The following is a 26,614-nucleotide window of genomic DNA, read 5'->3' as shown; positions in this document are numbered from 1 at the left end:
GATTGTCCTGTTTATACCTGCCGGGTCACGAACTGACCAAAGCCGGGTTCAACCTGCATCTGGTCATCCTGGAATACCGTGACACCACGAATAAGTGTGCGCACCACTTTACCCTGACAGCGCATGCCTTCAAATGCGCTCCACTTGCCGAGTCCCTGGAATTTTTCCCCCTCCACGGTCCAGCTTTGCTGCGCATCGATGAACACCAAATCGGCATCGAAGCCGGGTGTAATCGCGCCTTTTTTGCCCCACAGCTGGAAGGCTTTGGCGGGGCCGCTGGCGGTCATGCGGGCAAATTCCGTAAGGGCCAGGCCACGATCAATATGCGCTGCGCTGAAGAACATTGGACTTAATGTTTCCACACCGGTTAACCCCATTCCGGCCTCCCAGATACTGGTTTCACCGGCTTGCTTCTGTGCCGGGGTGTAGGGGCAGTGGTCAGAGGCGATCATGTCGACATCGCCACGCAGCAGCACCTGCCACAGCGCATCGACCACTGGACGCGGGCGAATCGGCGGACCGCAGCGCGCGTTAGGGCCAATGCGCACCAAATCATCTTCGTCCAGAATGAGATAGTGCGGACAGGTTTCGAAACTGGCGCGCACCTTGCCTTTAGCAGCAACGATGGTTTCGGCGGCGCGCGCAGAGCTGACATGAACAATGTGGCAGCGTGCGCCGGTCTCTTGCGCCACCGCCAAGACACGCCCCACGGCTTCGATTTCGGCGATTTCTGGCCCGGCCAGCGCATGCGCACGGGTATCTTTGCGTCCGGCGCGGCGCAGTTCGCTGCCGGCGCCGATCAGGATGTCGTGGTTCTCGGCGTGAACGCCAATCAAGCCATCAAAGGTGGCCAGCTCTCGCATTGCACGCAGCAGGCCATCGTCGTCGAGGCGCGGTAAGCCTTTCTCATCAGTGGCTTCGCCGTTGGGTGCACCGCTGCACAGGAACGCTTTGAACGCCAGGGCACCGGCCTGATCCAGCGCCGCCAGTTCGTGCACGTTGCGGCCATCCAGTCCGGCCCACATGGCGTAATCCACCGAGCAGTTGTCCGCCAGCCAGCGCTGCTTAGCGGTGAAGTTGGCGAGGCTGGTGGCAGGCGGCAGCGAGTGCGGCATTTCAACGATGGTAGTGACACCGTGTGCGGCCGCACCGCGCGTGCCTTCAAGTAATTCCTGCTCCGGAAAATCATGCGAACCGGTGAAATGGGTGTGCACATCAATCGCGCCAGGCACGATGATTAAACCTTGCGCATCAATGATTTCATCGACGCCGTCAGCGAGGGCACCCGGCATCAGCAGACCGCTGATTTTGCCATTTTCAATCAGCACATCGGCGGGTGCAGCGCGGGTTTCTGTCACCACCAGGCCGTTGATAATTAATTGTTTCATCACTCTGCTCCTGCTTGCGTCACCAGCTCGCGATAGGGAACGGGCTGAGAGGGATCCAGCCAGCCGATAGCGCTCAGCAACTGGCTGAAGTGGTCAAATTCATCTGCTGGAATCAGGCCGTTGGGCGCGAAAACGTGGGCTTGCTGATAAGCGGCTAAACCGGTGACCAGCGCATCAAGCGGATAATCGCGATAACAGTGCTGCACCTGCGCGGCCAGTGCTTCGGCATCATGCGTGGCGATCCACGCCAGTGCCTGTTCGATGGCGCGTGAGAAGGCAGCAAACGCAGCGGCTTTCTCAGTGAGGACATCGGCCCGCGCAATGTAGGCGCTCCACGGCACCTTGCCGCACAGTAAAGCGAGGCTACTGATGCTGCTCAGCTGTCCGGCGGCAATCGCCGGTGCCAGCATATGCATGGCGTGCAGCGCATAGTCCGCTTCACCCCTTGCGACGGCCGCGAAGTCCCGTGCCTGATCGCCACTACCGGCAATCAACTCCACCTGATCCAGCAAACCGTGCTTTGTCAGCAGCCAGCGGAAGGTCAGCGTGGCGGTGCCGACGTTACCGACATCCAGCACGCGTTTACCGCGCAAATCGCTCAGCTGAAAATCGGGTTGAGCCTGCGCTGCCGCCAGAAACCACGGGTTGGCGGCGACCGAGGCGCAAAAGCACTGCAACTCAGCGCCGTGCTGTTGGTAATGCTTCATCACGACCATTGGACCGCCCAGCGTAAGGTCCGCTTCGCGGCTCAACACCGCCGGCACTTGCCCGCCTTGCACGGTATGGCCGCCCGATGCGCTGGTGGTGAAGCTCACCTGCAACTGCTCAGCGGCAAACAAGCCGAGGCTGTCGGCCAGGTAGTGGGCGCAGTAATAGATGCGTGATTCGCTGGCATCGCCCTGATTGAAGATTAACGAGTGCATCAGCTGCGTACCTCCGTGACAAAACTGCCATTGAGCGCAGCCATGTCGCTGACACCGCACCAGTGGCTGATAGCCGTGATCTCATTGATCCAGCCGGAGAGCAGATCGAACACTGCGCTTTCGCCGCCGGCCACCAGGGCACTGATGATCGGGCGCACGCTGAGAGACAGTGAGGCCCCCAGGCAGCGCGCCACTACCGCATCGCTACCACAGCGCACGCCGCCATCCAGCAGCAGCGGCAGACGAGTGACCGCCTGTAAATCGGCGAGCTGATCGACCGGAGTGGCCCAGCGCGCGCTTTGGCGCAGGCCAATATTCGAGGCGATGATGCCGCTCACACCGTGCTGTGCCGCCGGTGCCGCATCGTCATGATGCAAAATGCCTTTTAGCCACAGCGGCAGTTGACGCGCAGCGCAGTGTGCGGCCACCTCGTCAATTTCCTGCCAGCGCCACACCGGAAAGGCCGGCAAGGGTTCAACGCCCGGTTGCGTGCCGCCGACGGTGTGCCAGCCGCGCTGTTTGAGCGCTTCACCAATTGAGAAGCCGCCTGGCTGTAATCCCGGCACCGGATGCACCGGTGCCAGCACGGTGAGAACGATATTTTTGAATCCGGCTTGTGCGGCCTGATCGATCAAATCTTTGATACGCCCAACATCACCCGCCGCACGTAGCTGAAGCCAGCAGCGGTCGTACTCCGCACCAATCTGCTCCAGCGGCGTGACCGTCTCTTCGGAGATCACCAGCGGCAGTTGCAGACGTTTGCAGGCGCGGGCAATCGGCAGCAATCCCTCTTCATGGAAGATGCGATCCCCCGCAAAGGCACCGACGCCGAGCGGAGCAAACCAGTTTTGGTTGAGGATGGTGGTCTGGGTGCTGATCGCCTCATTGCCCTGCAGTACACGCGGCAGCAAGCGAAAACGGCGCAGCGCTTGCTGGTTAGCATCCGGTTCGTCAGAGAGCGCGTCGGCTGGCTGCCCCTGCATATAGCGGAACAGCGCATCGCCCAGACGTTCTCGAGCGGCAAGATCATGCATTGGCATGCTGAGCCTCCGCGGCATTTTCATGTTCAAGGAAGGTGGCAAAAGCCGGCGTTTTTGGATTCTGCAAAATGGCCGGTGGCCCTTCTTCGATCAGCGCCCCGTTCTGCAGGAACACCACGCGATCGGCCACGCCCGCCGCGAAGGCAATGTCATGGGTGCTGATAATCATGGTGATGCCGGTTTGCGCCAGGCTGCGCATAGTCTGGTTCACTTCACGCACCAGCTCAGGATCGAGCGCCGAGGTCGGCTCATCGAACAGTAAAATTTGCGGTTCTGCCGCTAAGGCTCGTGCAATGCCGACACGCTGTTTCTGACCGCCGGACAACTCGTGCGGCAGCGAGGCGGCGAAATCCTGCAATCCGACCATCTTCAGGGCACGCATTGCTTTAGCGCGGGCGATTTCGGGTTGGGCACCCTGCACACGCAGCAGAATACTCATCACGTTTTCCAGCGCGGTGAGATGATCGAACAGCGCGAAGTGCTGGAACACGATACCGATGCCGGATTTGGCGCGGTTAGCGGGCAGATGACGGGCAGCCAGAGGGCGGCCGTTTTCATCGCTGCCCATAAAGTGGCCTTCGGTCTGGATGGTGCCGCTACTGCGTGGCGTCAGCGCCAGAATCGATTTCAGCAGGGTACTTTTACCGGAGCCGGAACGACCGAGCAGCACCACGACTTCGCCACGACGCACGGTCAGCGACAGGGATTTCAGCACCGCTTTACCGGCGTATTCGACGCACAGGTTGTCCACTTCCAGTACCGGCGCGGCGGTTTGCGTATCCCAGCGACGTTTCGGCAACTGCATCGACATCACGTCCGCTTCTGGCGGCAGTTTTGCCAGGCGCGCACGGGCACGGCGGGCACGTTCGTCGAGGTTATAAAACTTCTCCAGCCACCACTGACCGCCCGCCAGCAGCGTAGAGAGAATCAGGTAAATACCGCCCGAGGCCACCAGTACCGGAATGAACAGGAAGTTCTGCGACACGATGGCCTGGCCGCGCATCGTCAGCTCATTCACGCCCACTACCGATGCCAGCGAGGTCGATTTCAGCAGGCCGACGGTTTCATTGCCCATGGTCGGCAGGATGGCGCGCAGCGCTTGCGGAATCACCACATGGATCATCTCTTTGGTGCGCGAATAGCCAAAGGCCTGCGCTGCCATGCTCTGATCGCGATCGGTGGCCATAATGCCGCCGCGAATAATCTCGGCGCAGAAGGCAGTTTCATTAATCATCAACGCCAGCAGGGCACTGGTGAACGGGCTGAAACGCAGGCCGAACTCTGGCAGTACGTTGTAGAGCAGAATCAGTTGCAGCAGCACCGGCGTGCCGCGCAGCAGATAGATGTACGTTTTCACCGGCACGCGGATGAACCAGTGCTTTGAGGTGCTGGCCAACGCCAGGAAAAAGCCGATCAGGATACCGCCCGCTAATGCGCCAACCAGCAACTGAACAGCGATGACGGCCCCTTCCCACAGGTAAGGGAAGGTCAGGTACTTAAGAAAATCATCCAAGGCGTTATCTCCCTCAATGCGATCGCTTGGGTTGCCCGTGGTGCAGCAACCCAATTGATCCGACTGAGTTTATGCATTAACCACGTGCAACAACCGGGCGTTCAGCAGCGCTGCCCTGACCCCAGTAATCCAGCAATTTCTTCTGCGCACCGCTCTCCTGAATCACCTTCATCGCATCCATTACTGCACTGCGCAGCGTGGTGTTGTCTTTGGCGATAGGGAAGCCAACCATGATCGGCAGGTCAACGGTAAAGCCGCTTTCCAGCGTTTTGTCGGCTTTGGCGATGGCGATGGCGGAACCGGCTTCAGTCAGATAGATGTCGGCGCGACCGCTTTTCACCGCCTGAATGCTGTTGTCAGTGTTCTGCACCATCAGCATGCTGACTTCTGGCTTACCGGCGGCGGTGCATTTGGCGCTCTGCTCGGGCACCAGCTTGTTGGCTTCGTAAGAACCGGCAGCGGCGGCCACGGTTTTGCCGCATAGGTCATCCACAGTGATAATTTTTTTCGGGTTGCCCTTCGCCAGAATCGAACCATCCTGCACCTGCATGGAGGCGACGAAAGCGATCTGCTTCAGACGTTCATCGGTGACATACAGCATCGGACCGATATCGGCACGACCGCTGGAGATGGAGGTCAGCAGCACGTTGAACGAACCGGTCTGATAACTGTGTTTTGCCCCAAGGCAGCTGCTGATACGTTCGAACAGCGAAGGATCGAGACCTTCAATAATGCTTGGGTCTTTTTCGGAAGGGGCTTCGAAGCCTTTGGTGTAGCCACCCAGGCCTACCACCAGATCTTTGCCTTTGAGTGACGGGTATTTGGTCTGCAGCGCCTTGCACTGCGCCATCGCAGCGAAATCGCTGGCGGTTGGCGTAATCGGGTCGGTGCTGGCGGCATGGGCGCTGGAGAGGCCCGCTAACAGCGTGCCGGTGATGCCAGAGATCAGTAATGCGATGCGTGCAAATTTCATAATAAGGTTCCCCTGGTGCTGGTGAATGTGTAAGCGATGACCTTGTGTTTTATGAACGTCTTACGGCTTTTATAGGTACTGCGACTTCAATAACCTCTTGCAACATCAACCTGGTTGCGCAGCGGATGGCCACTGCGAAAACGCACCAGGTTATCGATAAACACCTCAAGGCAGCCCTCAAGGTAGGCACTGTGATCGTCCAGGCTGCAATGCGGTGTCATCACCACGCCGGGTGTGCTCCACAGCGCATCGTCCACTGGCAGCGGCTCTTGCGGATAAACATCCAGAACCGCACCGGCCAGTTCACCGGCGCACAGTTTTTCGCGCATCGCGGTGTAGTCGAACACGGCGGCACGACCGACAATCACGATGCCGGCGCGGGCAGGCAGCAGATCGAGACGGCGGCGGTCAAACAACCTGTCTGTCTGGGGCGTGAGCGGCAGCGTTGAGACCAGGACATCCACCTGCGGCAGGACATCGTCCATCGCATCAATGCGAATACAACGCGCTACGTCGGCATCGCACTGGCCGCTGCGCGTCACGCCAATCACGCGGTAGCCCTGCGCGGTCAGCAGTTTCGCTGCCGCTGTACCGATACCGCCGACGCCGAGCAGCAAGACCGTTTTGCCACGCGCGCAGCCACCGAAGGTGGGACGCCACAGGCGTTGGGCCTGATCCTGCAGAAAACCGGGAATGCCAAAGTTGAACATCAGCGCGGCCATCAGAATGAACTCGGCACCTTTATCGCCGTGCACGCCGGACGCATTGGTCAGCGTCACGCCCTGCGGCAGATGTGTCAGCCACTGCTCGACGCCGGCGGACATCACCTGCACCCAGCCGAGGCGCGGTGTGCTGAAGGTATCGAGCGCCAGCTTGCGTCCGCTCCACAGAATGTCGCTGGTGGCGAGGAAATCTGCGGTATGCGCCGCATGGCTGTTTTCGCTCAGGGTAAAGTGACCGCGCAGTTGCGGATGGGCATCCAATTGCTGTTGCAGATGTAGCATGCTCAGATGCAAGGCCTGCGGTGCGCTGGCGTCGTTTTCGATATGAATATGCATTAGCGCATCGCCGTGACTTCCATCTCGACCAGCAGGTCAGGATGGTTAAGTTGAATGCCGACGGTGGCGCGTGCCGGGAACGGGAACTGGAAGAACTCGCTGTAAGCCGCGTTCATCTCACTGAAGGTGCTGAGGTCGGTGAGATAAATTGTCACGCGCACCACGTTATCGAAGGTCATTTGTGCTTCGCTCAGCAGGTCGCCGACGTTTTTCAATACCTGACGCGTCTGGCTGGCGATGTCATTGCCCTTGATCTCACCGCTGTAAGGGTCAATCGCCACCTGGCCGGAGATAAACAGCATCGGTTCGTGCAGTACGGCGGCGGAAAGCGGAGCCGGGCCCATTGGGCGGTCACTGGCGTTCATTCCTGGATAAGCAATCGCGGTCTTCATGGTGAAATTCCAAGCAAAACTGTTTCACCGCAATTTCGTATACGATTATACAAGTGTCAATGTGCGATTTTTGACCATTGGGTCGAAAAGGTGATGCGTGTCACGTAATAGGATTTGATTATAGTGTGGTTATTTTTATGAAATTTAAGGATTAAATTAAGCGATGACGCGTTCGTGGAGGTGTTGGATTGAATCGTATACGATTTTCTTATCTCAAAGTTTTAGCCGGTTAAACCGTGGCAAAACCACTCCCCGGCACGCCAGGATTTCCGGCTGCACAATCCGCGGTCAAAGGGTATACTGTCGCACTCTTTTTTAATCGACCCTTATCGCGTACTCAACATGCAAAAGTTTGATACCAAGACCTTTCAGGGCCTGATCCTGACCTTGCAGGATTACTGGGCGCGTCAGGGCTGCACCATCGTCCAGCCGCTGGACATGGAAGTGGGCGCTGGCACTTCACACCCAATGACCTGCCTGCGTGCCATTGGCCCAGAGCCGATGGCTACCGCCTATGTGCAGCCTTCACGCCGTCCTACCGATGGTCGCTACGGTGAAAACCCGAACCGTTTACAGCACTACTATCAGTTCCAGGTGATGATCAAACCTAACCCGGACAATCTGCAGGAGCTGTATCTGGGTTCACTGCAAGAGCTGGGCCTGGATCCGACCGTGCACGATATTCGCTTCGTGGAAGATAACTGGGAAAACCCTACGCTGGGTGCCTGGGGACTGGGTTGGGAAGTGTGGCTCAACGGTATGGAAGTGACGCAGTTCACTTACTTCCAGCAGGTGGGCGGCATGGAGTGCAAGCCGGTTACCGGTGAGATCACTTACGGTCTGGAGCGTCTGGCGATGTACATCCAGGGCGTCGACAGCGTTTACGATCTGGTGTGGAGCGACGGTCCATTTGGCCAAACCACCTACGGTGAAGTGTTCCATCAGAACGAAGTGGAACAGTCGACCTACAACTTTGAATACGCGGATGTGGACTTCCTGTTCTCCTGCTTCGAGCAGTACGAGAAAGAAGCCCAGCAGCTGCTGGCGCTGGAAAAACCGCTGCCACTGCCGGCCTATGAGCGCATCCTGAAGGCGGCACACAGCTTTAACCTGCTGGATGCACGCAAGGCGATTTCTGTAACCGAGCGCCAGCGCTATATCCTGCGTATCCGCACCCTGACGAAAGCCGTGGCGGAAGCCTATTACGCGTCTCGTGAGGCGCTCGGTTTCCCAATGTGCAATAAAAACAAGTAAGAGGCAGCCATGACCGATAAAACTTTCCTGGTGGAAATTGGCACCGAAGAGTTGCCTCCGAAAGCCCTGCGTAGCCTGGCAGAAGCCTTTGCTGCGCACTTTACCGCAGAATTGGACAGCGCCGGTTTAGCACATGGCGAGGTGAGCTGGTTTGCCTCTCCACGCCGTCTGGCGCTGAAAGTGGCCCAATTGGCCACAGCGCAGGCCGATCGTGAAGTGGAAAAACGTGGCCCAGCGATTGCTGCCGCGTTTGATGCCGATGGCAATGCCACCAAAGCCGCCGAAGGTTGGGCGCGCGGTAACGGCATCACCGTGGATCAGGCTGAGCGTCTGAGCACCGATAAAGGCGAATGGCTGGTGCATCGTGCTTCGGTGAAAGGCGAAAGTGCTCAGGCACTGCTGCCCGCGATGGTGGCAACCGCGCTGAGCAAGCTGCCGATTCCAAAACTGATGCGTTGGGGCGCCAGTGACGTGCAGTTCGTGCGTCCGGTGCATACCGTAACGCTGCTGTTGGGCGATGAGCTGATCCCGGCGACGATTCTCGGTATTCAGTCCGATCGCGTGATTCGCGGCCACCGCTTTATGGGCGAGTCAGAGTTCACCCTCGACAACGCCGATCAGTATCCGCAATTGCTGCTGGAGCGCGGCAAAGTGGTGGCTGATTTTGCGACCCGTAAAGCCAAAATCAAAGCGGATGCGGAAGCGGCGGCGCAGCAGTTGGGCGGTATCGCCGATCTGAGCGACAGCCTGCTGGAAGAAGTGGCCTCGCTGGTGGAATGGCCAGTGGTGCTGACGGCTAAATTCGAAGAGAAGTTCCTCGCGGTGCCTTCTGAAGCGCTGGTTTACACCATGAAGGGCGACCAGAAGTACTTCCCGGTGTACTCCGCTGACGGCAAACTGCTGCCAAACTTTATCTTCGTCACCAACATCGAATCCAAAGATCCCCAGCAAATCATCTCCGGTAACGAGAAGGTGGTGCGCCCGCGTCTGGCCGATGCCGAGTTCTTCTTCAACACTGACCGTAAAAAGCGTCTTGAAGATAACCTGCCGCGTCTGGAGACCGTACTGTTCCAGAAAGAGCTGGGTACGCTGCGGGATAAAACGGACCGCATTCAGGCGCTGGCGGGCTGGATTGCCGCTCAGATTGGTGCCGATGTGAACCACGCCACCCGCGCGGGCCTGCTGTCGAAGTGTGATCTGATGACCAACATGGTATTCGAGTTCACCGATACGCAGGGCGTAATGGGCATGCACTATGCACGTCATGATGGCGAAGCCGAAGATGTGGCCGTGGCGCTGAACGAGCAGTATCAGCCGCGCTTTGCCGGTGATGCGCTGCCATCGAACCTCGTGGCTTGTGCTGTCGCGATTGCCGACAAGATGGATACCCTTGCGGGCATCTTCGGTATTGGTCAGCATCCGAAAGGCGATAAAGACCCGTTCGCACTGCGCCGTGCTGCGCTGGGCGTGCTGCGTATTATCGTTGAGAAGAACCTGCCCCTCGATCTGCAAACCCTGACCGAGGAAGCGGTGCGTCTCTACGGCAGCAAGCTGAGCAACGGCAAAGTGGTGGATGAAGTGATCGACTTCATGCTGGGTCGTTTCCGTACCTGGTATCAGGAAGAAGGCCACAGCGTTGACACCATCCAGGCCGTGTTGGCGCGTCGTCCAACGCGCCCGGCGGACTTCGATGCGCGCATGAAAGCGGTTTCCCACTTCCGTACTCTGGAAGCGGCATCGTCGCTGGCTGCGGCTAACAAGCGTGTATCTAACATCCTGGCAAAAGCGACCGAAACCCTGAACGACAGCGTGCAGGCATCGTTGCTGAAAGAGAACGCCGAGATCCAGCTGGCGACCTTCGTGACGGCGCTGGGTGACAAACTGCAGCCGTACTTCGCGGAAGGCCGTTATCAGGATGCGCTGGTGGAACTGGCGCAGCTGCGCGAAGCGGTCGATAACTTCTTCGACAACGTGATGGTAAACGCCGATGAAGCGGAAGTGCGTATTAACCGCCTGACGCTGCTGGCGCAACTGCGCGCACTGTTCCTGCAGGTAGCCGATATTTCACTGCTGCAGTAAGTGATGTACTGAAGTGAACCGAAGGGACGAGAAATCGTCCCTTTTTGTTTTTAAAATTCGGCACTGACTTCCTGGGAGTGGTGCAAGATTCGACCTATAAAGATCTCATCAATTTCAGCACGGTAAATCACGATATGCTGGCCAAAGGGAAGTGAGTAGATTTGATAGCCTAAATCCGGTCGTTTTCGCCCAAGGTCGAACAGGGCAATTTTATCGAAGAGCTGAGACAATTTAAGGTTATAATCGTCTGCGAGCTGTTCTCCAAAATTCCAATATCCGTATATCCAGATTTTCATCAAATCATCATCAGCTTCCGGTTTTATCGTGATCTTCCTTTTCATACATGCCCACCCTGGCTTTTGCTCGTCTCAGAAAATCTTCATGGTCCCACTCTTTACCAGGACCGCTCTCGAATCCTTGCCTTACCAATTCTTTCAGCGCCTCCAGCTTCGACGCCGCCTGCTTCTCCCGCAGTAAACGCAGCGAGTCGCGCACCACTTCGCTTTGGGTTCGGTAGTCACCGGACGCCACCAGAGATTCAACAAACTCGCGCAGTTCATCACCTAAATCGATTGTCATGGTACGTGCCATCATCGTGTCCCAATGTAAGAAATATTCTTACATCCTGGCACATTTTTGAGCAATGCGGAATCGGCGTTGCAGCGCAGTCACAGTGAGAACTGCGAAGCAACGCGAAGGATTAAGTGCGGGTGTCGAACAGGCGGGCGTCGCGCAACAGGTGATCGTTGCCCCGGCGGCGGGTGAAGCCGCTGCGGTCGAAGAATTCCAGAATCTGTACCGCGATTTTTCGTCCGGTGCCGAGTTGGTTGCGGAAATCGGCGGCGCTGGTGCTGCCACCGTTGGCGTCACGCTGGCGAATCAGATCGGCGAAGATCTGGATCTGGTCGCTGCGGTAGTAGCGATCGCGGACGATCGCCGTGATATGACCGAGGCGCGCGGCGGTGAGCAGCAGGCTGCGAATGGTTTCTTCATCTTGCTGGGTCGCCAGTGCAATGTCGCGTACCCATAGCGGCTGGTCGCTGAACAGTGGGCCGACCTGTTGCCACAGCGTTTCTTCCTGGGGATTGAAGCGCGGTTCGAAGTCAGGCAAATGCAGCCAGCCTTGCCGGTGCTGCAACTGGCCTTGTGAAAGCAGCCGATCGATCAGTGCGATAACCTGTTCCGGCGGCTGGTGGGGGAGAGCCACGCGACGCAAGCGATCGCGACCAATGCCCGGCACTTCAGGGTGCTGCTGATGAAACGCGGTGAGCGCTGCCAGCAGTCGCTGCTGCCAGTCATTGGCCTGTTCTGCGGCCATGATGGCGCTGCCGAGCCGGACGGGCGCCACCTTGTCCAGCAGATTGGTGAGTGCATCGTCACTCAGCTGGCGTGCCCAACTCAGCTCGGCCATGTCGACGGGTTGCTGTGCCAGGTGCGCCTGCAAACTCTCTTCATCGGCTTCCGCTGCCACCAGCTGTTGCAGCCAGCCAAGATAATCAGGATGGCGCTTGCCGCGTTTCTTGCTGTTCAGCAGCAGCACCCGTCCGCCACCGAGCGTGAGCTGTGCATTGCTGTCGCGGATAATCAGCCGATCGTTTTCCGCCACCCACAGCGGCTCGTTGAGTACCAGTTCCGCCAGTTCGCCTGCAATCAGGTTCAGTCGGCCAGTCACATGGCTGGCGGCATGGTGAATATGGACTGGCTGCGAGGGATTTCTTAACGGCTGTAGCAAACGCAGCGCCACGATCAGTCGCAGGGTGCCCGAGGGTTGTGGTTGTGCCAGCAGCCAGTCACCGCGCGCAATCTGATCTTTCTCCACATCGCCAACGATATTCAATGCGATGCGTTCTCCGGCCTGCGCACGTGTGACTGACTGATTCTGCGCATGCAGAGAACGCACGCGTACGGGTCGATTGAGGCTGCTGAGCCACAAGGTATCGCCCACGCTGACTTCACCCGAAAGGGCGGTGCCGGTGACCACTAATCCGCTGCCTTTGAGGGTAAATGCACGATCAATGGCGAGGCGAAAGCGGCGGTGTGTGTCGATAGCCGGTGCGCATAGTTGACCCAAATGCTGGCGCAGCGCGTCGATGCCTTGCTGGGTGGTGCTACTGGTGACAAACTGCGGTACCGCCAGCCAGCCCAGTTGCTGCGTTAACTCCGCCACCTGATGCTGCACTTCGGCGATGCGTACGGCGTCCACGCGATCTGCTTTGGTCAAGGCAACGCTGAGTGGAGGTTGCCCGGCCAGACTCAGTAGTTGCAAATGCTCACGTGTTTGCGGCATCACACCGTCATCGCACGCCACCACCAATAAGGCATGATGAATACCGCCGATGCCCGCCAGCATATTGGCGAGGAATTTCTCGTGTCCGGGCACATCGATAAAGCCCACAACGCGGCCATCCGGTTGCGGCCAGTAGGCGTAGCCGAGATCAATAGTCATGCCGCGCCGTTTCTCTTCAGGCAGGCGATCGGCATCGACACCGGTGAGCGCCTGTAGCAACGCAGTTTTACCGTGATCGACGTGTCCAGCGGTGGCGATAATCATGTGGTTAAGGTCCGTATCAGCGCCGCTTCATCTTCAAGGCAGCGCAAATCCAGCCACAGTTTTCCTTCCTGAATGCGGCCAATCACCGGTTGTGATAATGCACGCCAGCGTTGCGCCAGTGCATCCAGCGAGCTGCCGTGAGATTCACGTGGGCTAAACGTGATGGCAAAACTCGGTAAGCGCTCAACGGGTAATGAACCGCTGCCGATTTGCGACGAACAGGCGGCGATATTAAGGGAAAATTCAGCGCCATAGGCATGTTCCAGCGCAGGCATCAGTCGTTCGGCCTGCTGCAAAATCTCATGTGACGATCGCGTCAACAAACGCAGCGTGGGCAGCGCTTCGCGCAAAGTTTCCGGTTGGCGGTAAAGCTGCAAGGTGGCTTCCAGCGCGGCCAGCGTCATCTTATCTACGCGTAAAGCACGCTTAAGCGGATGCTGTTGCAGCCGATCGATAAGCGCCTGTTTGCCGACGATAATCCCTGCTTGCGGACCGCCCAGCAGTTTATCGCCGGAAAAACTCACCAGATCCACACCGGCGGCAATCAGCTGTTGCGGCATCGGCTCGGCGGGCAAATGAAAAGCGGTCATGTCGATGAGTGAACCGCTGCCTAAATCCGTGATCACCGGCAGCTGATGTTGCGCCGCCAACGCCACCAGCTCGGCTTCCGCAACCGCATGGGTGAAGCCCTGAATCTGGTAGTTGCTGGTATGCACCTTCATCAACAAACCGGTGTTGTCGCTGATGCCAGCACGATAATCTTTCAGATGGGTGCGATTAGTGGTGCCGACTTCAACCAGCTGGCAGCCCGCCTGGCGCATCACATCAGGGATGCGGAACGCACCGCCGATTTCGACCAGCTCACCGCGTGAGACAATCACTTCGCGACCTGGCGCCAGTGCTGCCAGCATCAGCAACACGGCGGCGGCATTGTTATTCACGATACAGGCCGCTTCAGCCCCCGTCAGTTCACTCAGCAGCGCACTCACCGCACGATCGCGATGGCCACGTGACGCATCATCCAGCGCATATTCCAGCGTGACCGGCTGGCGCAAGCAGGCAGTGACTGCCTCAATCGCGCGCGCGCTTAACTGCGCACGGCCCAGGTTGGTGTGCAGCACTGTGCCAGTGAGATTGAACACCGGACGCAGCGCGCTTTGTTGCTGCTGTTGCGCGCGGCGCTGCGCTTCCTCTGGCCAGTTAAGATGCCAGCCGGGTAAAGTTTGATGCTGTTGAATATGCGTGCGTGCTTCTTGCTGCATGGCGCGCAGCTGACGGGTGGTAAACGCGGTGCCCGATTGCAGCAGCAGCGGCTGCATCGCGGGATCGCGCAGCAGGCTGTCGATAGCAGGCAGTTGTGAATACAGTGTTTTCATCGGGTGGCTTAGCTTAGCTGGAAGGCGGAACGGTGCGGGCAAAACTCTCCCGCGCAAACAACGTATCGGCCAGCTTGATCAAGGCCGGGCGGTTCACGCACCAGTTAGGCAGCACCCGACGGAAGTTGAGATAACCAATCATGCAGCCAGTGGCGATGTCGGCCAGATTGAGCGTACCGCTGTTCAGCAGTTCACCCTGAGCCGCTGCCGTTTCCAGCGCGTCCAACCCACGCAAAATTTTCTCGCGATTACGCATTAGCACTTCTTCGGATTGCTGATCGCCGGGGCGCATTTGTTCGCGCACAATCATCACGGCGGCATCGTTGATGCCATCGGCGAGCTTTTCCAGCTGACGTACCTGCAGAGCGAGCAGGGCGTCATCCGGCAACAGAGCAGGGGCGTCACCGCGTAGCTCAATAACCTGGGCGATAATCGAAGAATCAAACCAGGTGAGATGGTTATCGTCGACCAGTGCAGGTACTTTGCCCAGCGGGTTGTAGTGCGGCACGTGGCTATCTTCCACCCAAGGCGACTGGTTAACAAATTCGAACACCAGGCCTTTTTCCAACAGGATCACCGAAATTTTGCGGACAAAAGGGCTGGTGTAGCTGCCAATCAGTTTCATCAGGCGTTTCCTTTGCGACAGTGATAGGTACACAAATTGTAGCGGCGCGATTTATCGCACGTTGTTGTATGGCGCAAAAACAGCGCGATAAATCGTGCCGCGACAGTTCGTAGGACAGCGGCAATTTGCTCAATCCCCAGGAAACATAAACGGATTCAGGCTGCTGCGCGCAAAGCCTTCCTGCTCCATACGCGCATCCAGCACCAGCGAGGCCAAATCATCGGCCACCGGTTCCACCGCCGGATCCTTCTCCTGATACAACATCTTCAGATAGGTGCCACAGTCACCACAGCTTTCGGCTTTCACCGCGGCTTTTTCGCTGTCGAGTGACCAGTAGTGCAGGTCGCGCGTTTGCTCGCAGTTGGAGCACTTGCTGCGCACCACATACCATTCACTTTCACACAGATTACAGTGTAGATAACGCAGCCCCTGCTGGCCCACATCCATATGCACCACGCTGGTCACCGGTACACTGGCGCACACCGGGCAGAATTGACGATGCTCGCCGTATTCTGCGCGGGCTTTGCCAGGGATCAGCGCTGCCATCTGCGCCCAATAGATCGAAAGCGCTGCCCAAATAAACGGGGCTTTATCGCTGCTGACCTGCGCAAAATCACCCTCCAGTAGCGCGCTGGCCAGGCCTTCCAGCTCGGAAGAGGAGGCTTTTTCCAGGTTCTCCAGCACCGCTAATGCCTGGCCGCTCATCTCGGGCTTCAGCTCGGCAATCAGCGAATGCAGCAGACGCTGCCAGTGGGCATCGCGGGGATAGGTGTGAATATCGAGCGGAGGTTTGCCCTGTTCGGCGCTTTCGGCCAAACGCTGGCGCAAATCGAGTTGCAGCGGATGATCGTACAGCACGATGTCTTGCGCCTGCGCGATCACTGCAGCAAAGCGCAGATAATCGCCCAGCGGATTCTTCGCTGCCAGCTCACGTAAACGCGCTGCACGGCGGCTGTACAGATTTTTCAGCCGAGGGAAAAGTAACGGCGGAACCTGTTCCGCCGTGTTTTTTTCGCCATTCTCCAGCTGGTCCTGCGGGATAATGCGAATACTCATCAGGGACGTTTTTCCTGTTGTGTTTGGCGTTGGCGCTGCTCACGATACCAGCGTGGATGATGTTTCTTTGCCCACGCGGCCGGCACCCAGCCCTCAACCATGGCAGTAATGGTGCCTTTGACCCACAGGGCCGCATAAATGTGCACCATAATCACCACGATCAATGCCACAGCTGAGACCGAATGCACCACCAAAGCGGCGCGAATCAGCGGAATCGCAAAGGCCCCGGCGAAGTAAGGGCGCCAGATAACAATTCCGCTCGCCAGCAGCAAGACTAAGCTGATGATAGCAGCCCAGAACACACACTTCTGCCCGAAGTTGTATTTGCCGGTATCACCCACCTCTTCATTGCGCACGATCTTATTGATGTTTTTCGCCCAGATCAGGTCTTCGCGATTGATCAGATTCTGTTTCCAGTAGCGCAAAAACATGATCAGAAAAGCGGCGAACATCACTACACCGACAAACGGATGCAGGATGCGCGCCAGTTGTGGCGTACCCAGCACGTGCATCAGCCAGTTAAAGGATGGGAAGAAGAAACCCAGCCCGCTCAGGGCTGCCAGAACAAAACAGAACGCCACAATCCAGTGATTGATGCGTTCCGGTGCGCTGTAGCGCACCAGACGATCGCGCTTTTTCATCATTCGCGCTCCTCTTTTTCGTGCAGGTTCTCGTCCTCATCCTCTTCCACCCGGTTCGGCCCGACGCCGACATAGTGGAATACCGAGGCAGCGAAGGTGGCGGCGAAACCGATCGCCGCCAGCGGTTTCCAGATGCCTTTCCAGAAAGTGACCGCCGGACTGATACTCGGGTTTTCCGGCAAACCGTGATACAGCTGCGGTTTATTGGCATGGTGCAGCACATACATGACATGCGTGCCGCCGACGCCTTCCGGATCATACAAGCCCGCATTGTCATAGCCGCGCGTATTAAGCTCCGCCACGCGTTCTGCCGCCAGCGCCTGCATATCGGTTTTGCTACCGAAATGGATGGCGCCGGTCGGGCAGGTTTTCACACACGCCGGTTCCTGACCCACATTGACACGATCGACGCACAGCGTGCATTTATACACGCGGTTGTCGTCTTTATTCAGGCGCGGCACGTCGAACGGACAGCCGGCAATGCAGTAGCCGCAGCCAATGCACTGCTCGGACTGAAAATCGACGATGCCGTTGGCGTACTGAATAATCGCGCCTTCGGACGGACAGGCTTTCAGGCAGCCGGGATCGGCGCAGTGCATGCAGCCATCCTTGCGGATAAGCCACTCTAACTTGCCGTTCTCCTCCACTTCTGAGAAGCGCATCACCGTCCAGGATTTGGCGGTCAGATCCGCTGGGTTGTCATACACCCCAACGTTATGCCCAACCTCATCGCGGATGTCGTTCCACTCTGAACACGCGACCTGGCAGGCTTTGCAACCGATGCAGGTGGTTACGTCGATCAGCTTCGCCACCTCCTGCTGATGATTACGCGCCTGCGGGGCAGGCGTGAAACCATTGGTGGCGGAGCGGCGGATAATGTCTTGTGATTGATAAGCCATCTACGTTCTCCTACACCTTCTCAACGTTAACCAGGAACGCCTTGAACTCTGGCGTTTGCGTGTTGGCATCACCGACAAACGGCGTCAGGGTATTGGCGATAAAGCCTTTCTTCGCAATGCCCTGATAGCCCCAGTGAATCGGAATGCCGACGGTATCGACGGTTTTGCCATCCACATCAAGTGGGCGCAGGCGTTTGGTGACCACCGCTTTGGCTTTGATATAACCGCGATTGGAGCTCACTTTCACCGTATCGCCCTGAACGATGCCCAGCTTGTTGGCCAGCTTCTCCCCAATCTCCACAAACTGCTCCGGCTGCGCGATGGCATTGAGCAACGCGTGTTTGGTCCAGTAGTGGAAATGCTCGGTGAGACGATACGTGGTGCCGACATACGGGAACTGCTCGGCTGTACCCATCGCCGCCAGATCGTCTTTGAACACGCGTGCTGCCGGGTTCGAAATGACGTTCGGATGCAGTGGATTCGTGCCGAGTGGCGTTTCAAACGGCTCGTAATGTTCCGGGAACGGACCTTCGGCCATTTTATCGAGTGCGAACAGGCGGCCCATGCCTTCTGGCTGCATGATAAACGGCCCGACGTTGCTGCCCGGTGCGGCGGTGCTGTAGTCCGGAATATCCATGCCGCCCCATTTGCTGCCATCCCATTTGAGGATTTGCCGTTTCGGATCCCACGGGTTGCCCTGTGGATCGGCCGATGCACGGTTGTAGAGGATGCGGCGATTGAGCGGCCATGCCCAACTCCAGTTCAGCGTATTGCCCAATCCACTCGGATCGGTGTTATCACGCCGCGCCATCTGGTTGCCATCTGGCGTCCAGCTGCCTGCAAATATCCAGCAGCCGCTGCTGGTGCTGCCGTCATCTTTCAACTGCGCAAAGCTGCTGAGCTGCTGGCCTTTTTTCACCAGCAACGTGCCTTTGTCATCGAATACATCCGCCAGCGCTTTGCCGTTGCTCTCCATCGCCACTTCTTCCGAAGCCGGGTTATCAGGCGTCTGGTAGTTCCATGTCATGTTCAGCACCTGCTCCGGCAAGGCACCGCCTTCGCTGGCGTACATTTTGCGCAGACGGCTGTAGATACCGGAGAGGATTTCACCGTCATTCAGCGCTTCGCCCGGCGCATCCTGACCTTTAAAGTGCCACTGCAGCCAGCGTCCGGAGTTGACGATGGAGCCATTCTCTTCGGCAAAGCAGGTGGAGGGCAGGCGGAACACTTCGGTCTGAATCTTCGCCGGATCAACATCGTTGAACTCGCCGTGGTTTTGCCAGAAGGTCGAGGTTTCGGTGTTGAGCGGGTCGATGGTCACCAGGAATTTCAGTTTCGACAGCGAATCGATCACTTTGCGTTTGTTCGGGAACGACGCGACCGGGTTAAAGCCCTGGCATAAATAGCCGTTCACTTTCCCCTGCGACATCATCTCGAAGTACTGCAAAACGTCGTAGCCCTTGTCCCACTTCGGCAGCCAGTCGAAGCCCCAGCTATTCTCGGCCTGCGCTTTGTCGCCATAGAAGGCTTTCATCATGCTGACAAAGAATTTCGGGTAGTTACCCCAGTAGTTCACCTGGCCGGGTAGCGTCGGTTTCGGCGTATTGGCGGTGAGATAGGTTTGCAGATCGGTCTGTTTCTCCGACGGCAACGTCATATAACCTGGCAAACTTTGCGACAGCAGGCCGAGATCGGTGAGCCCCTGAATATTGGAGTGTCCGCGCAGGGCGTTGACGCCGCCGCCCGCCATGCCCATGTTGCCGAGCAACAGCTGGATCATCGCCATGGTGCGGATGTTTTGCGCACCGACCGAGTGTTGCGTCCAGCCCAGTGCATACAGGAATGAGGTGGTGCGATCGCGCGCGCTGGTTTCACCGATCAGCTCGCAGACATGCAGGAAGTCGTCTTTTGGTGTGCCACAAATACGTGACACCATTTCTGGCGTGTAACGGCTAACGTGCTGTTTCAGCAGATTCCACACGCAGCGCGGGTGTTGCAGGCTGTCATCGCGTTTGGCAAAGCCGTCATCACCCAGCCCGTAGTTCCAGCTGGTTTTGTCATATTTGCGATTGGCTTCGTCGTAGCCGCTGAACAGGCCGTCATCAAAATGATAGTCCTCGCGCACAATCAGGCTGGCGTTGGTGTAAGCCTGCACATATTCTTGCTGGATTTTGTCATTTTGCATCAGCCACAGCAGCACGCCCGACAGGAAAGCAATGTCGGTGCCGGAACGAATCGGCGTGTAAAAGTCTGCCACCGATGCCGTACGCGTGAAGCGCGGATCGATAACAATCAATTTGGCTTTGTTGTGAATCTTGGCTTCCATCGCCCAGCGGAATCCCACAGGATGCGCTTCAGCGGCGTTACCGCCCATCACAACGATCAGATTGGCATTACGGATGTCGACCCAGTGGTTGGTCATCGCACCGCGACCAAATGTTGGAGCAAGACTTGCTACCGTTGGTCCGTGTCAAACGCGTGCCTGGTTGTCGACCGCTAACATGCCGAGCGATCGGGTAAATTTCTGGGTTAAATAGCCGGTTTCATTGCTGGACGCGGAGGCGCACAGCATGCCTGATGAGAGCCAGCGGTTCACGGTAACGCCTGCGGCGTTTTGCGCGATAAAGTTGGCGTCGCGATCCGCTTTCAGCAGTTTAGCGATACGATCAAAGGCGTCATCCCAACTGATACGCTGCCATTTATCCGAACCTGGCGCGCGGTATTCGGGGTAGTGCAGACGGCTTTCACTGTGGACAAAATCCAGCAGGCCAGCGCCTTTCGGGCACAATGCACCGCGGCTCACCGGATGGTCTGGATCGCCTTCAATGTGGAAAATGGTCTCTTTGGCGTTTTTCGCGCCGTCACCGAGGCTGTACATTAATAAGCCACAGCCCACTGAGCAGTAAGTGCAGGTGTTGCGGGTTTCGCGGGCACGCAGCAGCTTGTACTGTCGCGTTTCCGCCAGCGCCACCTCTGGCGTAAAGCCGAGGAGTGCTGCCGATGTCCCTGCCATACCGCCAGCACAGATTTTGAAGAATTTTCTTCGGCTGACGTTCATGAATAATCCTTGAGTCGACATTGCTACAATTTGCCTGCGTCATTCAAATGGTCGCTGCATGACCTTCACCCATTCGTTTCTGTCGCTTACGGGTGTAAGCTCCCGACTTGAAAGGGCTTGCTGCCTTGTCATCATCCGAATGACGGGCAAAAATTTTTTTGTGATGCGTTGGGCCGAGGTTCACAATGACCCAACTAACAGTGTGAGAATAGCAGCAGAATAATACCACTGCTTTAATATGGTTGTTGTCCGAGGCGAGCAAAGTGAAAGTCAGAGCACAGGAAAGTCATCAGAGTGTGATTGAGATCTCAGGCGCAGTGCAGGCGCAGGTGCGTCAGCGGCGTGATATCAGCACGTCTGAAACCGACTGGCTGGCACAAGAGGTGCCGATCGCGCTGGTGTATAACGGCATTTCCCATGTGGTGATGATGGCCACGCCCAACGATCTCGAGGCGTTTGCGCTCGGTTTCTCACTCTCAGAAGGCATTATTGAGAAGCCTGATGAGATCTTCGGCATGGATGTGGTGCCCGGCTGCAACGGTATCGAAGTGCAGATCGAACTCTCCAGCCGCCGTTTTATGGCACTGAAAGAGCAGCGTCGTGCCATGGCGGGGCGCACCGGCTGCGGCGTGTGCGGCGTGGAACAACTCGACCAGATTGGAAAACCGCTGCAACCGCTGCCGTTTACCCAAACCTTCGATCTGGCGAACCTCGATAGCGGGCTGGCGCAACTGCGCAATTACCAACCCATCGGTAATCTCACCGGATGCACGCACGCGGCGGCATGGATGTCGCCGCAGGGAGAATTGCTCGGTGGCTGCGAAGACGTGGGCCGCCATGTGGCGCTGGATAAACTGCTGGGGCATCGCAGTCAGCAGCCGTGGCAACAAGGTGCTGTGTTAGTCTCCAGCCGCGCCAGTTATGAGATGGTGCAGAAATCAGCGATGTGCGGCGTAGAGATATTATTTGCGGTATCTGCTGCGACCCAACTTGCCGTTGAGGTCGCCGAGCGTTGTCACTTAACGCTGATAGGGTTTAGTAAACCGGGACGCGCTACGGTGTATAGCCATCCACAGCGCCTGATTTAAACCACCTGTACCTGTGGCAGCGCCTGTTGGAGCGCAGCTAATGCGCCGGGTTTGGCGGGGCCGCTGTCGCAAATCAGCAAATCCACGTCTCCAATCGGCGCATATACCGTGCGACTGATCACCCCCAGCTTGCTGTGATCCGCCAGTAAAAAGGTGCGCGAAGCCTGCTGCACCATGGCGCGGGCGATCGCCGCTTCGTGTGGATGGAAACTGCTGGCACCATTTTTGGCATCAATGCCAACCGGTGACAGCAGGGCAACGTCGGCGCGATAGCGGTAAATCTCGCTGACCGTGATTTCACCGCGCGTCTGCTGTGCACCTGCCATCATCATTCCGCCCAGCAAAATCACCTGATTATTCAGCGTTTCATGTTCTTCGGCGGCGCTCAGCGCCAGCGCAGCCTGCAAACTGTTAGTGATAATGGTTAAGCCGGCCATGCTGCGCAGCTGCTCCGCCAGCATGGTGGTGGTGGTGCCGGCATCGAGAAACAGCGTTTGGCCCGGCTGCAAATGCTGCGCAGCCGCTATGGCAATCGAACGCTTCTCTTTTGCCTGAGCACTGCGGCGCACTTGCAGCGGTGCTTCCGGCTGGCTATCTACCGCCACTAAACCGCCATGCACCCGTCGGGCTAAACCCTGCGCTTCCAGCTCAATAATGTCTCGCCGTGCCGTTTCCCGCGAAATACCCAGCTCATTGATAATGCGCTCGGTGCTGACCTGATGCTGCGTGGTCAGCAGGGCTCGAATGCGGTGTAAGCGGGTTTCCTGCAGCATGACTTTTCCCTGTAGCGTAATAATCTGGGCCTAAGCTTACCTGAGTGTCATTACGGCGTCATGTGTATTTAGTTGTATTTGTGTATTTGGTTGCATTTCTCGTTAAAGCAGGCATGATGGTGACAACGGTCACACATCATGCACCCCTTTCACCTTCGCAACGGGAGTTACCATGGCTACACGTTCCACCATCATGGACACCAACAGTTTTCGTGCTGAGCACGCCGACGGTCTGGATGCAGCAACCCGCCAGCTGACGGACAAGCGCAGCAAAGTGTTGGGCGAGTCGTATCGCCTGTTTTATCGTAAGCCGGTGCATCTGGTGCGCGGTGAAGGGCAGTATCTGTGGGATGCCGCAGGTAATAAATATCTCGATGTGTACAACAACGTGGCCAGCATTGGCCACTGCCATCCGGCGGTGATCGAAGCGGTAAATCAGCAGATGAAGATGCTGAATACCCACACCCGCTATCTGCACGAGCGCATTCTCGATTACACCGAAGAGCTGCTGGCAACCACGCCAGACGCTATCGACCGTGCCATGTATATGTGCACCGGATCAGAAGCTAACGATTTGGCCATTCGCGTGGCGCGTGCTTTCAGCGGCGGTACGGGCATCATCGTGTCGCAGGAAGCCTATCACGGCACCAGCGATCTCACCTCTGGCGTCTCTCCGGCACTGGGCAGCGGGCAGCCACTGGCGGCCACGACACGCCTGGTTTCGCCGCCGGATGCTTATCGTGTCAACACACCGGATCTCGGTGAATGGTTTGCCAACGAAATCCAGAAACAGATTGATGACATGAAGGCGCACGGCATTAAGTTTGCTGGCTTCCTCGCCGATTCAATCTTCTCTTCCGATGGTGTTTTGCCGAACCCTCGCGGTTTCCTGCAGAAAGCGGTGGATGTGGTGCACGCTAACGGCGGTATTTTCATTGCCGATGAAGTGCAGCCAGGCTTTGGTCGTACCGGTGATGCATTCTGGGGCTTTGCCCGTCACGGCGTGGTGCCGGATGTGGTCACCACCGGTAAACCGATGGGTAACGGTATTCCGGTTTCCGGCCTGCTGGCGAAGAGTCATGTGCTGGCGGCGTTTAGTGACGATATCCCTTACTTCAATACCTTTGGCGGCAACCCGGTTGCCATGGCTGCGGCGCAGGCGGTCCTGACGGTGATTAAAGAAGAAGGCTTGCAAGAGCACAGCCGCGTGGTCGGAGCTAAACTGCTCGCCGAGTTGCAGAAGCTGATGGATCGCCATGAAAGCATTGGCGATGTGCGCGGAGCAGGGCTGTTTATCGGCTTTGAACTGGTGCAGGATCGGGAGAGCAAAACGCCGGATAAAGCGCTGGCGCTGGACCTTACCGAGAAGCTACGCGATCACCATGTGTTGACGTCGGTGGCCGGGCCGTACGGCAACGTACTGAAGCTGCGTCCACCATTGGCGTTCCAGGAATCGGATATTGATTGGCTGGTGGGTGCGCTGGATAAGTCACTGACTGAGCTGGGTCGGTAAACCAGGACGGTTGGCTTAACGCGGTTTCAGGATGATGAACCGGGTCGCCATTCATGGCGACCCGGCTGAGAATCAGCCCAATTTACTCCGGGTGCGGACCTGCAAAGAGTCAGGCGGCTGCAGTCTCGGTCGCAAAAATGCTTTCCATCTTCTGCCACGCCTGCGCGACATCGTCATCCAGATTGAACAAACCTGATGTGCCAACGATAAACACATCCACCCCTGACGCAGCAATCTGCTTAAAGGTGCGCGCATTGCAGGAGCCATCAATCTCGGTCAGATAGTGATAACCGTGCTCTTCGCGCAGGGCAATCAGCTGGCGAATCTTGTTCAGTGTTTCCGGGATAAATTTCTGTCCCGCAAAGCCGGGGTCCACCGACATCACCGTAACCTTATCCAGCAGATGTGCATACTCACGAATGCTCTCGGCAGGTGTCGCCGGATTTAATACCACGCCGCAGCGACGGCCCGCTTCTTTGATCTGATTCAGCAGACGGAATATTTTGTTATTCGCTGTTTCTGGATGGAAGCTAATAATATCCGCACCCGCTTCGATACACATCGGAATAATATCTTCCGGGTGGTTCACCATTAAATGCACATCAATCGGCACATCGGTGATCTTACGCAGATTCTCGATAAAGAACGGCGATAGCGTAATGTTTTTAACGTAGCTGCCATCCATAATATCGACATGATAAAAAGCCGCTGTGCTATTCATCGCTTCGATCTGTTCACGAAAGCGGGTGAGATCCATGCACATTAATGACGGTGAAAATTGAGCGTTCATTGTTTATTTCCTCATTACATAATCCAGCGCCCGCAGGCGCTGTTTATGACATCAATGGAAGAATGAAATAATGTGGCCGAGTACGATGCCGACAATACCGAAGTCCGCGTCGCCAAAGGTGGTGGAAGCAAAGCCCAGGTCGCCCATCAGCGGCAGCAGAATCGCAGGCAGGAAGGAGATCAGCAGCCCTTGTACAAAGGAGCCGACCACCGCGCCGCGACGTCCACCCGTAATGTTGCCGTAGACACCCGCGGTGGCACCGCAGAAGAAGTGGGGCACCAGACCAGGAACAATCACGCTCAGACCAAACAGTGGGCACAGGAACATGCTGATCAGACCGGCGGAGAAACTGCACAGGAAGCCGATGATCACTGCATTCGGCGCGAACGGGAACACCGTTGGGCAGTCCAGCGCCGGTTTGGCGTTAGGCACTAACTTATCCGCGATGCCTTTGAAGGCGGGCACGATCTCGGCAATCACCATACGCACACCGGCGAGAATGATATAAACGCCCGCTGCAAAGGTGATGGACTGAATAATCGCGAACACGATGAAGTTCTGACCGCCGCTCACCTGACTTTCGGTGAACTCTTTGCCCGCTACCAACACCAGCGCGATAAACAGAATCATCATGGTCAGCGAAATCGCGACCGAGGAATCACGCAGGAAGTTGAGGGTTTTCGGCACCTTCAACTCTTCGGTGGATGGACTGCCTTTGCCCACCGCTTTACCGACCAGCGCAGACAGCAGGTAACCGGTCGAGCCGAAGTGGCCGAGCGCCAGATCGTCCGAATTGGTGATTTTACGTGTGAACGGCTGCAGAATGGCCGGGCACACCACCATCATGGTGCCGAGAATCAGTGAACCGATGAGCACCAGCCAGAAGCCATGTACGCCGCCGACGGAAAGAATCACCGCCAGCATCGCCGACATATAGAGCGTGTGATGACCGGTCAGGAAGATGTACTTCAGCGGGGTGATACGCGCCAGCAGGATGTTCACCAGCATACCGAACACCATGATCATCGCGGTTTCAGTGCCGTAACTCTTCTGCGCCAGCGCGGCCATCGCATCAGTATTCGGCACGACACCCTGAATATTGAACGAGTGTTCAAACAGCTGACTGAAAATGGTCAGTGTTGCCGCAATCAGGTTGGCCCCGGCGATAAGAATCACAAAGCCCATGATGGTTTTCAGCGTGCCGGAAATCACATCCGACACCGGTTTCTTTTGCAGTAATAAACCAATCAGGGAAAAAAGGCCGACAAGTATTGCGGGTGTTCCGAGAACATCCTTGATGATAAATTGCAGCATAATTACTCCATGTGAGTAAAATCGGGCTATTACAGATTTTCCGCCAGAATTTCTTTAATTTTGGCGTTATCTAATAAATTCGTCAGACCAAATACCTGCGCGCTGTGCCCGGATAACTGATCGGCAATATCTTTGGCGCTGATGATTAAATCAGCCTGCTCAGATTTCGCCGTGGTTAAATCGGTATGGCCCACTTCAGCCTCTTTACCTAATTCCGCCACAATTTTCTTCACGTTCATTTCCACAATAAAGCTGCTGCCTAAACCATTACCGCACACAATCAGGACTTTTTTCATAATAGGATTCTCTG

24 protein-coding genes are annotated in these 26,614 nt (G+C 57.0%); 4 read left to right on the top strand and 20 right to left on the bottom strand.

Features of this window, described 5'->3' with window-relative positions; all coding sequences use genetic code 11:
* Positions 1-11 precede the first annotated feature (11 nt).
* The 7 genes from ACCW76_RS10040 to ACCW76_RS10010 form a co-directional block, all read right to left on the bottom strand.
* Positions 12-1,388 (bottom strand): dihydroorotase, encoded by a 1,377-nt coding sequence (locus ACCW76_RS10040; RefSeq protein ID WP_436338451.1) that lies wholly within the window; start codon positions 1,386-1,388, stop codon positions 12-14.
* Entirely contained in the window at positions 1,388-2,311 is a 924-nt protein-coding gene (locus ACCW76_RS10035; protein WP_436338450.1) for an ABC transporter substrate-binding protein, read from the bottom strand. Before ACCW76_RS10035 ends, ACCW76_RS10040 begins: the two co-directional genes overlap by 1 nt.
* Positions 2,311-3,351, bottom strand: a complete 1,041-nt coding sequence (locus tag ACCW76_RS10030; protein WP_436338449.1) for an alpha-hydroxy acid oxidase — start codon at positions 3,349-3,351, stop codon at positions 2,311-2,313. The genes ACCW76_RS10035 and ACCW76_RS10030 overlap by 1 nt, the downstream gene beginning before the upstream one ends.
* A complete protein-coding gene (locus ACCW76_RS10025) occupies positions 3,338-4,864 on the bottom strand; it encodes an amino acid ABC transporter permease/ATP-binding protein (protein ID WP_436338448.1) in 1,527 nt (508 codons plus the stop codon). The genes ACCW76_RS10030 and ACCW76_RS10025 overlap by 14 nt, the downstream gene beginning before the upstream one ends.
* A gap of 76 nt (positions 4,865-4,940) precedes the next feature.
* Positions 4,941-5,837 (bottom strand): transporter substrate-binding domain-containing protein, encoded by an 897-nt coding sequence (locus ACCW76_RS10020; RefSeq protein WP_038643898.1) that lies wholly within the window; start codon positions 5,835-5,837, stop codon positions 4,941-4,943.
* A gap of 86 nt (positions 5,838-5,923) precedes the next feature.
* Positions 5,924-6,895 (bottom strand): D-2-hydroxyacid dehydrogenase, encoded by a 972-nt coding sequence (locus tag ACCW76_RS10015; RefSeq protein ID WP_436338447.1) that lies wholly within the window; start codon positions 6,893-6,895, stop codon positions 5,924-5,926.
* Positions 6,895-7,287 carry a RidA family protein gene (locus ACCW76_RS10010; RefSeq protein ID WP_038643895.1) on the bottom strand — a complete coding sequence of 131 codons (393 nt, stop codon included), beginning with the start codon at positions 7,285-7,287 and terminating at the stop codon, positions 6,895-6,897. The genes ACCW76_RS10015 and ACCW76_RS10010 overlap by 1 nt, the downstream gene beginning before the upstream one ends.
* 342 nt (positions 7,288-7,629) lie before the next feature.
* Between ACCW76_RS10010 and glyQ the strand changes: the two genes are divergently transcribed.
* Together glyQ and glyS are read left to right on the top strand one after the other, a co-directional pair.
* Positions 7,630-8,541 (top strand): glycine--tRNA ligase subunit alpha, encoded by a 912-nt coding sequence (gene glyQ, locus ACCW76_RS10005; protein ID WP_034827699.1) that lies wholly within the window; start codon positions 7,630-7,632, stop codon positions 8,539-8,541.
* Positions 8,542-8,550: 9 nt separating this feature from the next.
* Positions 8,551-10,620 carry a glycine--tRNA ligase subunit beta gene (gene glyS, locus ACCW76_RS10000; RefSeq protein WP_436338446.1) on the top strand — a complete coding sequence of 690 codons (2,070 nt, stop codon included), beginning with the start codon at positions 8,551-8,553 and terminating at the stop codon, positions 10,618-10,620.
* Positions 10,621-10,670: 50 nt separating this feature from the next.
* Here glyS and ACCW76_RS09995 read toward each other — a convergent pair whose 3' ends face one another.
* From ACCW76_RS09995 to fdnG, 9 genes are all read right to left on the bottom strand, one after another.
* Positions 10,671-10,961 carry a type II toxin-antitoxin system RelE/ParE family toxin gene (locus ACCW76_RS09995; RefSeq protein ID WP_038643892.1) on the bottom strand — a complete coding sequence of 97 codons (291 nt, stop codon included), beginning with the start codon at positions 10,959-10,961 and terminating at the stop codon, positions 10,671-10,673.
* A complete protein-coding gene (locus ACCW76_RS09990; protein ID WP_436338497.1) occupies positions 10,927-11,211 on the bottom strand; it encodes a type II toxin-antitoxin system ParD family antitoxin in 285 nt (94 codons plus the stop codon). The genes ACCW76_RS09995 and ACCW76_RS09990 overlap by 35 nt, the downstream gene beginning before the upstream one ends.
* Positions 11,212-11,320: 109 nt before the next feature.
* Positions 11,321-13,171, bottom strand: coding sequence for a selenocysteine-specific translation elongation factor (gene selB / locus ACCW76_RS09985; protein ID WP_436338445.1), 1,851 nt, complete (start codon positions 13,169-13,171; stop codon positions 11,321-11,323).
* Positions 13,168-14,547 (bottom strand): L-seryl-tRNA(Sec) selenium transferase, encoded by a 1,380-nt coding sequence (selA, locus tag ACCW76_RS09980; protein WP_436338444.1) that lies wholly within the window; start codon positions 14,545-14,547, stop codon positions 13,168-13,170. Before selA ends, selB begins: the two co-directional genes overlap by 4 nt.
* Before the next feature lie 13 nt (positions 14,548-14,560).
* Entirely contained in the window at positions 14,561-15,172 is a 612-nt protein-coding gene (locus ACCW76_RS09975) for a glutathione S-transferase (protein WP_034827706.1), read from the bottom strand.
* A gap of 129 nt (positions 15,173-15,301) precedes the next feature.
* Complete coding sequence (gene fdhE, locus ACCW76_RS09970) at positions 15,302-16,228, bottom strand: formate dehydrogenase accessory protein FdhE (RefSeq protein ID WP_436338443.1); 927 nt, start codon at positions 16,226-16,228, stop codon at positions 15,302-15,304.
* On the bottom strand, positions 16,228-16,869 hold the full coding sequence (fdoI, locus tag ACCW76_RS09965) for a formate dehydrogenase cytochrome b556 subunit (RefSeq protein WP_045815103.1): 642 nt from the start codon (positions 16,867-16,869) through the stop codon (positions 16,228-16,230). Before fdoI ends, fdhE begins: the two co-directional genes overlap by 1 nt.
* Positions 16,869-17,768 (bottom strand): formate dehydrogenase subunit beta, encoded by a 900-nt coding sequence (gene fdxH, locus ACCW76_RS09960; protein WP_045815041.1) that lies wholly within the window; start codon positions 17,766-17,768, stop codon positions 16,869-16,871. Before fdxH ends, fdoI begins: the two co-directional genes overlap by 1 nt.
* Positions 17,769-17,778: 10 nt before the next feature.
* On the bottom strand, positions 17,779-20,826 hold the full coding sequence (gene fdnG / locus ACCW76_RS09955; RefSeq protein WP_436338442.1) for a formate dehydrogenase-N subunit alpha: 3,048 nt from the start codon (positions 20,824-20,826) through the stop codon (positions 17,779-17,781).
* Between the two features lie 296 nt (positions 20,827-21,122).
* Between fdnG and fdhD the strand changes: the two genes are divergently transcribed.
* A complete protein-coding gene (gene fdhD, locus ACCW76_RS09950) occupies positions 21,123-21,914 on the top strand; it encodes a formate dehydrogenase accessory sulfurtransferase FdhD (RefSeq protein WP_038649754.1) in 792 nt (263 codons plus the stop codon).
* On the opposite strand, the gene ACCW76_RS09945 is transcribed toward fdhD, so the two are convergent.
* The gene (locus ACCW76_RS09945) at positions 21,911-22,687 is read right to left on the bottom strand and encodes a DeoR/GlpR family DNA-binding transcription regulator (RefSeq protein ID WP_436338441.1); all 777 of its coding nucleotides are present in this window, start codon (positions 22,685-22,687) and stop codon (positions 21,911-21,913) included. The genes fdhD and ACCW76_RS09945 overlap by 4 nt on opposite strands.
* Positions 22,688-22,859: 172 nt before the next feature.
* On the opposite strand from ACCW76_RS09945, the gene ACCW76_RS09940 reads away from it, so the two are divergent.
* On the top strand, positions 22,860-24,200 hold the full coding sequence (locus tag ACCW76_RS09940) for an aspartate aminotransferase family protein (protein WP_045815038.1): 1,341 nt from the start codon (positions 22,860-22,862) through the stop codon (positions 24,198-24,200).
* 109 nt (positions 24,201-24,309) lie between these two features.
* On the opposite strand, the gene alsE is transcribed toward ACCW76_RS09940, so the two are convergent.
* The 3 genes from alsE to ACCW76_RS09925 are packed head-to-tail and all read right to left on the bottom strand — an operon-like array spanning position 24,310 to position 26,600.
* A complete protein-coding gene (alsE, locus tag ACCW76_RS09935; protein WP_045815037.1) occupies positions 24,310-24,990 on the bottom strand; it encodes a D-allulose 6-phosphate 3-epimerase in 681 nt (226 codons plus the stop codon).
* A 51-nt stretch (positions 24,991-25,041) separates the two neighbouring features.
* Complete coding sequence (locus tag ACCW76_RS09930; RefSeq protein ID WP_034827723.1) at positions 25,042-26,304, bottom strand: PTS ascorbate transporter subunit IIC; 1,263 nt, start codon at positions 26,302-26,304, stop codon at positions 25,042-25,044.
* 29 nt (positions 26,305-26,333) lie between these two features.
* Complete coding sequence (locus ACCW76_RS09925) at positions 26,334-26,600, bottom strand: PTS sugar transporter subunit IIB (RefSeq protein WP_034827725.1); 267 nt, start codon at positions 26,598-26,600, stop codon at positions 26,334-26,336.
* Positions 26,601-26,614: the final 14 nt, after the last annotated feature.

Source organism: Pantoea sp. C8B4 (genome assembly GCF_051336905.1).
Taxonomy (GTDB): domain Bacteria; phylum Pseudomonadota; class Gammaproteobacteria; order Enterobacterales; family Enterobacteriaceae; genus Pantoea; species Pantoea rwandensis_B.
The sequence above is the reverse complement of the archived record's forward strand: the minus strand, read 5'-3'. Positions and strand labels throughout refer to the sequence as shown.